This window comes from Candidatus Protochlamydia sp. R18 (assembly GCF_000648255.1).
Lineage (GTDB): Bacteria > Chlamydiota > Chlamydiia > Chlamydiales > Parachlamydiaceae > Protochlamydia > Protochlamydia amoebophila.
In genome coordinates this window covers 1-7,128 of sequence record NZ_BASL01000773.1, presented here as the reverse complement: position 1 = coordinate 7,128, position 7,128 = coordinate 1, and the positions used below count along the sequence as shown (strand labels likewise).

Sequence of the window (7,128 nt, the reverse complement as noted above, 5' to 3'; positions counted from 1 at the left end):
TCCTATCATAAAATCAGATAAATTTATAGGTGAAGCCTCAAACTCTTCTAACTGTAAATTTGCCATGTCGTGTGCAATAAAAGGTGTTTGAATACTGCTTCTTTTTTGCTGCTTATCTCTTTTTATAGTTGCTAATATTAATTCTTCTTCTTCAATGGCTTCCTGAAGCCTTTTATTTTTTTCTTTTAAGACTTTAAGACTTTCCTGAATTGTGCTTTGTTCTTCTATATGGATAGTTTCACTTTGAATTTTAACTAAGCTACCAACAATTTCATTACTGTACTCTTCATAATCTGCATTTTTAGCTAACTCTTCTAGACTTTGCATAATTAAAGAGCGAGTTTCCCAATAACGATCTGCTTTTTTCACAATATTTTGGAGAAATTCGAAATTTGGATATTTTTTTAGAGCAAATTTTGTAAGTTTTGACACTCTATCACGATCTCTGAGAACGAAAAGATCTGCAAGTCCTTTGGAGGCTAATTCTCGAACCTTGTTTGTCACTTCAGAATTTTTAATTAAATCTACGAAGATAAGAGCTAAGCATATAGTATATTGTTTCCCTTTGCCCTGAAGATTTTCAATTTTTTTTTCAATAATATTTTTAAAGTCACCTTCCGTTCTAATATTTGCAGAAAGCCATCGAAGGTCATGAATGTAAAAATACCATTCAGCAGGCCACTCTTTTCTGACATCTTTACTAAGTTCAATCCCATTTTTTATAATTCCAAAAGGAGAAATTCCTTGAGCTGCTTCTCCAATACTAAGGGAATGTTCAAACAACTTCTTCCAAATACTTTCAACAGGGGTTAAGCATTTTGCTGCTTGCTTTGCGCAACGATATTCAAACCTTGCGCCCACTTCCTCTTTCGGCAAAATACGGAGAATTCCTTTAGAATTTTCAATAATATCATCTCGTGTTTCATTCATGGTTGGTACTCCGTGACGAGAGCATTGATGCCAGGTAAGTTCTATAAAAATTCGATACGCTTTGCTCAAATGTCGATGTAAAGTAAAGACGTGTTGGGTTAACGTTAACGTTGAGGAAAAGTTTTCACTTAACGTAATCACAACAGGAGAAACAATTTCGTCGATAATAGGCTTTTTGTTAACTTCAGAAATGACTAATTTTATTCCTTCTTGATAAAGTTTATTTGCTTCTTGCTCTGCCAATGAGAAATTAATTTTTCCGCCTTTTAAATAACTACTAATACTACTGGCACTGTTTGTTAAACTAATAAGGTCTGGTACGCTTTTAGAAGAATCATGTATCATAACAACCTCTTTAAATTGATTTTTTAGAACGTTCATTTAACCATTATTAAAAAGCTCTTCGTTTAATAAATACTTTACAATTCCTTTTCTTCTAGTTGTTTATTTAGCCACATTAAAAATTTCCCCCTTTTGCTGGTTGCCCACTTTCCCAACATGTCTTTCGCAAGGTTATTTGAAAGGTTTTTATCTTGTTTCATTTTTTCAATTTTATTCTTAAAAAATAACAATAAAATGTTTCTGCCGTATGATACGAAACATCGGATGGATTTTTTGTTTGATTTGATCTTTGTGAATGTTGAGAAAAAAGAAGATGATACGAAGTGCTAAATCTGGTTGATTTTACATTCATAGTTCACCTCCTTTGGGTGAATTAAATACTAAAAATATTTTCAACTTTTTAAAATAAGCAGTCAACACAAAAAAAATTTGACTCTTTTCAATTTTATTCAATAAGTTTTTAGGTGTGATATTTCTGCTTAAAATTGTCTCAAAAATTTTCATATGTTGACAAATAGTTTTTACAAACCATTTTTTATTAATAAAAAAATGTTTTTAGTAGTTGTTTGAGCAGATTCTTCAATTAAGAAATAATTTTTCATTGGAAACAGATGTTCGTATTTTTCCATACCTTCCATTTTTCCCAAAAATACCTACCACATTTCATCCGGCAAAAAATATTTCCATAAGGGGGTTAAGATAAAGTTTGCCGTGACTGAAACAGGCTTATCCCCAAATAGGGTGTAAGGCGAAGTGGTCATTGTTCATCAGTTGATAAAAAAGCCTGCTTAAGACTTCCTTATCATCTTCTGGTATTGATTTTAAATTTCTGTCACTGAATGGGCATGTAATAATGGATGAGCAAAAAAGGTAAAAACAATCAATTTGCATATGAATAGTTTTTTTTAATAGGAATCATTTTTACCTCATTTTTTGCTCATCTAATAAATTTTGCACTAGGGTTTTTTAGTTCCGCAAACTCCACGAAAATTTACCTTATTATAATTTTTGTAACCGCAGTTTGAATTAGGCGTATCCAACTATCCCTCAAAGCCCTTTCATAAGAAGTATATCCTTTGTATACATCAGTTAAAAGACTATGAATAGGGAGTAATTTTTCCTTAAAATTTAGAAAAATTTGCTTAGTCCCCAAATGTATTTGATCAACCTTAAGATAAACTTTTTCACCGACTACAATGTTTTCATTTAAAAATTGATCTACTATATCATTTTCAAATTCAAAATAACTAATCGTTTGCCAAAAATCGCCACCTATATTTTTTTCATTTATGGCAAACATAAGATTAGACATGAACATTGAAAAGGGATGTTTGGTATTGTCAGCAATTTGAAGCAGGTCAGAAAATTAAACATCACAGCACGAATGGAGGCAGCCATTTTTTCTGAATTTATATCGATCAAAAAACCGACTTTCGTTCCTTGGACAAAATCGCAAAGTCTTGAAGGGGATCTCGTAATTGACACAAAAAAATTTTGCCAGTAGAATACATTTTAAAGAGAAAAGTTAAAATTATGTCTACGTTTGAAGTTATTTCCGTTCTGCTATCCTCTGGTGTTTTCATAGGGATACTTGCTCTATTTTATCGTTTTGGACGCAATCAAGAACGTATAGATAACAGCTTCAAGACTATTGATGAAAAGTTAAAGGCCGTAGACGAGCGTTTCAATAAAATGGATGAACGTTTTGATAAAGTTGACTCTAGACTTAATAGAATCGACGAGCGTTTCAATTCTTTAGAAACGCGTATGGCTATTGTAGAAACGCGACTAGGCGACATAGCAGCGAATGTTAGTCATTTGATGTGGCATAGTCAATCAGTCCCGCCTAAAGAGGTTCAAGAACAATAGTTAGACAAAGTTTAAAGTCTTTCCTAGAATGTTTTTTGAAAATGACTTGTCTATGGTCAACTATATTCAGTTTAAACCGACAAATCAGCTTTTTATAAATCAAAATGAATTTCAAATTGCGCATGATAACTTCTTTAACGGTAAGTTAACTAAAAAATACTTTCTTTATTGCGTTCAACAGACAATTCGTGCCTTTTGGTTTAATTACTAAACAAAGCCGTAGAAATGAGATAGAGAAGTGTTTAATTGCAAGGTTAAGGAATTTATTGATCAGATGCTAAATGAAATATAACTAGACCAAGATGTTTAAGTTCCGTCTGATAATATTTTAACGAGATGATGAGAAAGATATAAACCGACAAATGTATCGTTTTAGCTATTCTTGACGCATTCTCTAGCTTTTTAAACGACATGCCGAGAAAATCACGCTAAAACTGAATCATATCACCGTTGCGCTCGCACTGACGACACCACAATAGCGACCGTCTTTCAGACGATATAGCAGTCTTGTCCTCCACATGACGGGCAAGGACTGTGATATTCTTCACCACTAAAGTGCTTGTATTGCAACTGTGCCATATTCAAAAGCTTCAGTATCTCCAGTCTACACCTGCTCTTTTTCAAAGTATTTAATCATTTGATATTGAATATCTACTTTTAACTCTTTCTCGAATCAAAAACGAATGTATTGATCGTCTTGAAAGAAAGAGTTTTTTTAACAATTTTCAGGAAAAATAAGATCATCAATCACTCTAGAAGCCTTCCTTTTAAATTTTTTTGCGAAACATGGATATCGCTGATTTGAATTTGAAATATCTTTGGCTTGACTTTTTATACCTAATTCTGTAATATTTAATCTGGGGAATTTTTTTATTAAAAGCTACCTAGGGGGTTAAAGATGGGTTTGGATCAACCAATTGTCCTTCAATCTCAGAATATTTCAGCAGCAACTACTGACATATCTCATAATCTTTGCATAGTATCACTACCAGCTGAAATCATCGACATTATTTTTACTTGCTTAGCGAAGAACTCTAATTTATTGGACAACTCACGAGATTTGCTCCATCTAAGGGCTACTTGTTGGTGCTTTAAAGATAGCATTGAAAAAAGCGGCAATTTCAAGCGATTCTTCAAAATGAGTATCTTAAGAGACCCGGCATCTCAAAAAGATTTAACAATTTCAAACTATCTCAGCAAATTCCTCTTGCATTTGGTCCCACACCTAACCTCTGAAGTAGGCATTAATAAATTATTAGTCAGGCCATCTTTTAAAGATCATTTTGCTGTAACAATTTTTAATCTATTCTTGCAAAAAGTTTTAAACAAATCTGTTCGTTCAGCTGATGAACAATCTCTAATAAAAAAAATTAATCAACTAAAAACTCAACTTCATATTTCCATAGAATCCAACCCGCCTTCTACAAGTTTTGAAGTTCAAGAAATGCGAAACATAGAATATTGCAATCCCCTTTTAGAATTGTTTATCGAACTTGGAGTTGATCCAACGGCAGTTAATCGTCAAACCTATCAATCTTTGCTAGGAGAGGCAGCGGCCCTACAAAACGATAAAGCCATAAGTATCATTTTGGAAAATTTTAAAAATAAGGGAGTAACTGGCGAAAAACTAACCAAAAAGCTAAATACACAAAATGCCCAGGGAGAAACTGCTCTTCATTATTTAGCAAAGAGCGCTGATATGCCTTATTTTAATCGAAAAAAAACGGAAGATACTTTGAAGTTATTGCTTGATCATGGTGCTGACTTACATATTAAAAATTACGACGGAGATGCCCCTCTTCGTAATTTTCAAACCTCAGCAGGACTCAAGCAAGTCTTTAATAATCTTACTTCTAATTACAAGCAATTCTTTTACAATCCTCCTCTTGATTACAAGACTAAAAAAAATTCAAAGGAAACTTCTACGAAACGTTTTAGATTGGATGAAAAATTGCATGCAGCGATAAACCAAAGCGACCAAGATCAAGTCAAAGAACTACTTAAAAGTTATGAAAATCTTATCAATTATCGAGATTCAAAACGAGGAATGACACCTTTAATGCATGCTTTAGATTGCGGAGATTTAGAAATTGTCAAACTCATCTTATCTTATGGAGCCGACATCACACTTTTAGATGATGATGGATGCTCTGTTATTCATCATTGTATAACTAGTGGTGGACTTAAAGCAAAGGCGAAAGTTGATATTTTAAAAGACTTAATCCAACGCGCTGAAATCAGTAATTGCACTGATATGATCGCAAAAGTGGTCGATGAGGACGGTTCTAACTCTCTTAATATGGCAATTGAGTATAATAGCTATCCTTTAAAGCTCGTGAAACTGCTTTTGCCCTATTATCGTGATAAAATAAATGAAAAGATCTATTTATCGATGGCAGCCTCTATTGCAGCTTTTAAAGATCAGTTTGAAGTTGCTAATTTGTTAGTAGAAGAGGGAGCTGAAATTAATCCTCAGAAGCTCTATGATGGCCAATCCCTTTTGTTTTGGGCTGTTTGTCGAGGAAATGTAGAAATGACAAAGCTACTTCTTGGATTTAACACAAATCCTCATGAATTAAATGCAAAGAATGAGAACGGAATGACTATTTTGCATGTTGCCATCGAAAATCAACATCTGGAAATGATGAAACTTTTACTTTCCCAGGGAAAAATTGATCTTGAGATCCAAGATGTTCAAGGTCATACGCCTTTGCATATTGCTGTGGAGTCAGGATATTATGAGGGCGCTAAGCTCTTGACTCAGCGTGGAGCGCAAATAAAATTGACCGAGACATCAAAGATTTTAAATGAAAAGGGGTCTGATTTCGATAAGCTTAGACACTATTTATTATATGTATTCATAAAGAATAAAGACAAGTTTTCTCTAAAATTGCTTCTTAATAGTCCTTTCGACCTTCATCTCAGAGAAATAAATGAAGAATTTGGTAAATCTCCCCTTATCTATGCAGGAGAAATTAATCGTGCGATACATACAGAGATATGTGGAATAATTCAACTAAAAGCTTCTAAACAAATAAAAGAAGGGCCGACACAAGAAATCAAACCTACATGAGATACATTTGCTTATTTTGATTGAGCATTGTTTTGATCATTACAAAAGGAAAGATAGCTTCATTGAAGCTGTCTACCCCTGCATATATTTTTGAGACGTCTTAACTCTTTATAGTTGGTTGAAAGTTTAAACTAAGCTATGCAAATTTGTTACTCATAGAATATTTCTGATGAGGCTATCAAAACTCTTAAAATAGACAGTATATAAAATGCCTTGGTAAATAAATCTCTTGTTTAAAACTTCTCTGTACTTACATTTAAAAATCTCAAGCATAAGTCTCTTTAAGGACAAATCAGCGAAAATTCAGTAAGGTAAAATAAGCGCCTTTAAAAAATCACATGAGAATAAACGAGTAAATAGAGTTATAAAACTTTCGAGATAGTGGTCTTTTTTAAAGGCCGCTTCCATATTTTTTTAGCTATCTGAAGCGTTTGCCTAATTTCTTCGTTTTCTTCTTCATTCGTTCCATTATTGATGATAAAAAAATCCAGGATTCACAAAGGCGTTTAAAGATTGATTAGCGTTGTATAGTTGAAATCCTTCTAATTTTTGAAGATAGCCTCTTTTAGAGAAGGCTATGGAGTTGTTTCTTCCGTAACCAAGCAAAATGCCCAGCAAAGTTATGTTATAACGAATCATGTAGTCTCTGTCTTTAGGACAACAAACTTCTTTTAAGAATTCTGCGGCGTTTTGGTTTGAATTAGAATGCTTTTGAAACAAGTCTAGGTTATCTTCTATAACTTTTAACGTTGCTCGTTTATTAATTAAAACAATTGTGCTGTAAGCTGGAATAAATCTAAAACAAAATTATTTGAAGAAAATAAATGGCTATAGCGTTGCCAAATCTCTATTCCATTCCATACAATCGAATAACCTGGATGTTTTGTAAAAATTATAACTGCATATCGAGCCGG

General features: G+C 33.1%; 6 protein-coding genes. 2 read left to right on the top strand and 4 right to left on the bottom strand.

Annotated elements, in window-relative coordinates; all coding sequences use genetic code 11:
• From TY19_RS10380 to TY19_RS27360, 3 genes are all read right to left on the bottom strand, one after another.
• Positions 1–1,275 (bottom strand): hypothetical protein (locus TY19_RS10380; protein WP_148300672.1); only part of this gene is annotated, 1,275 nt, incomplete at its 3' end.
• Between the two features lie 988 nt (positions 1,276–2,263).
• Positions 2,264–2,572 (bottom strand): hypothetical protein, encoded by a 309-nt coding sequence (locus tag TY19_RS10375; RefSeq protein ID WP_148300671.1) that lies wholly within the window; start codon positions 2,570–2,572, stop codon positions 2,264–2,266.
• Complete coding sequence (locus TY19_RS27360) at positions 2,560–2,757, bottom strand: type IV secretion system DNA-binding domain-containing protein (RefSeq protein ID WP_148300670.1); 198 nt, start codon at positions 2,755–2,757, stop codon at positions 2,560–2,562. Before TY19_RS27360 ends, TY19_RS10375 begins: the two co-directional genes overlap by 13 nt.
• Before the next feature lie 48 nt (positions 2,758–2,805).
• Here TY19_RS27360 and TY19_RS10370 point away from each other — a divergent pair, with 48 nt between their 5' ends.
• A complete protein-coding gene (locus TY19_RS10370) occupies positions 2,806–3,141 on the top strand; it encodes a hypothetical protein (protein WP_042282334.1) in 336 nt (111 codons plus the stop codon).
• A gap of 898 nt (positions 3,142–4,039) precedes the next feature.
• On the top strand, positions 4,040–6,214 hold the full coding sequence (locus tag TY19_RS10365; RefSeq protein WP_042282331.1) for an ankyrin repeat domain-containing protein: 2,175 nt from the start codon (positions 4,040–4,042) through the stop codon (positions 6,212–6,214).
• Between the two features lie 468 nt (positions 6,215–6,682).
• Here TY19_RS10365 and TY19_RS11925 read toward each other — a convergent pair whose 3' ends face one another.
• Positions 6,683–6,934 (bottom strand): hypothetical protein, encoded by a 252-nt coding sequence (locus TY19_RS11925; RefSeq protein ID WP_052354762.1) that lies wholly within the window; start codon positions 6,932–6,934, stop codon positions 6,683–6,685.
• Positions 6,935–7,128: the final 194 nt, after the last annotated feature.